Here is a 1,795-nt window from a genome sequence, read left to right as displayed (position 1 = left end):
TCATTAAACCATACGTTGTACTTAGCCACAATGTTCCATTATGGTCTTCCGTTATGGCATAAATTTGTTGGCGTTGCTTTTGCCCATATAGAAAGCGTTTAAATTTATAGTTTCCATTAGTGTTGAGCAGGTTTAAGCCGTTTTCAGTACCGATCCACACACGGCCCTTTTTATCCTGATAAATGCAACTTATTTTGGAGTTGCTAATGCTGTTCGGATCTTTGCTATTGCGCGCATATCGATCGAAGTTATCAGCATCTTCATTATATTTATTTAGCCCCTCCTGGGTACCAATTAATAATGTTCCATCCTTTAAGGCTAAAAGAGAAGAAAGATAAGCTGCACTGCTCAGGCTTTTCTCATTGTTATTGTCGTGATTATATACTTTAAAAGATTGAGAGTCGTATTTGTTTAACCCGAACCGGGTGCCAAACCACATGAAACCTCTGCCATCTTGGGCGATAGACAATACCGAACTTTGTGTGAGACCGTTTTCTACATTGAGGTGTTTAAAAGCATATTTGTTTTGGGCGTTACTTACAATAATAAAAAATACTAAATTAATTGTTAGCAGGTATTTCATGTTGGCACAAAGTGAGGGATGGTTAGCTTTTACCTGATTAAAAGTACAAAATGTTTCTATTATAAAAATCAAATACGTTTGGTGAGGCAATTTTAATACTTTATCCGCTCATTTGCCCTATTTAATGCTTTTTTCTGCTTTTGTTTAGAATTTTACACCCATTTGTTTAGGATTTTATCCCCTCAGTTTGCCTCCAAAGCAACAATTTTGAATAACCAAATATTAAAGCAAAACCAAACCGTTTAAGCCGATATCCTTTTCATTGTAGCCAGAATAGTTCTATCTGGTGTTAGCCACAGGTTATGCCCATAATTTTTTGCGATTAAGAAAAACGAATGTTAATCAACTAAACAAAAAATGGATAAACTTTACAAACATCTCAAAACTGGAGAAGCAAAACTGAGCCGTTTTTACTATCCGGTAAAACTATGCTCACTTATTATGCTTTTGAGTTTTACGGCATTTACAGCCTTTGCTCAGTCTATAAAAATTTCAGGAACAGTAAAAGATGCTCAAGGGGGAACAATGCCCGGAGTAAGTGTTACTGTAAAAGGTACTTCTACAACAACGGTAACCGGAGGTGATGGTAAATACACTATTACTGTACCATCGGCCCAAAACACTTTGGTATTTAGCTTTATTGGTTACGATAGCAAAGAAGTATTGGTAGGTAAGGCTACAACCTTAAATATTACGCTGCAAGAGCAAAACAACAGCCTAAATGATGTAGTTGTAGTAGCTTACGGTGTGCAGAAAAAGGTTAATGTAATTGGTTCTGTATCGACCATCAGTGCCAAATCAATCGAAAACAGGCCTGTAACCAATTTATCATCTTCTCTTGGTGGTTTAAGTTCGGGTGTATTTGTTCGTCAATCGTCTGGAAAGCCGGGTTCTGATGGCGCAACGCTTAGAATTCGTGGTACTGGAACTATTAATAGTAATAATCCATTAGTAGTAATTGATGGAGTTATTGGCAGTATTGATGCCGTAAATCCGAACGATGTTGAAAGTGTTTCGGTATTGAAAGATGCCGCTGCCTCATCTATTTATGGTTCATTAGCTGCAAACGGCGTTATTTTAATTACCACAAAAAGAGGCACAAGCGGAAAAACAGTAATAAGCTATGCTGGTTTAGCATCAATTGCAAGGCCTGCAAATTTGCCAACTTTTATTTCTGATTATGTTGCCCACATGAATTTGGTTAATGAAGGT

Annotated in this window: 2 protein-coding genes; one reads left to right on the top strand and one right to left on the bottom strand. The window is 37.0% G+C overall.

Going from position 1 to position 1,795, the window contains the following annotated elements:
• Positions 1–583: ligand-binding sensor domain-containing protein (locus AC1DPQ_RS26725; RefSeq protein ID WP_477611431.1), on the bottom strand; the 583-nt coding region annotated here is incomplete at its 3' end.
• A 357-nt stretch (positions 584–940) separates the two neighbouring features.
• Between AC1DPQ_RS26725 and AC1DPQ_RS26720 the strand changes: the two genes are divergently transcribed.
• A partial coding sequence (locus tag AC1DPQ_RS26720; RefSeq protein ID WP_477611430.1) for a TonB-dependent receptor plug domain-containing protein occupies positions 941–1,795 on the top strand: 855 nt, incomplete at its 3' end.

It is taken from the genome of Pedobacter sp. 01T416_2 (genome assembly GCF_056398925.1).
This window is presented reverse-complemented; position numbering and strand designations above follow the sequence as displayed.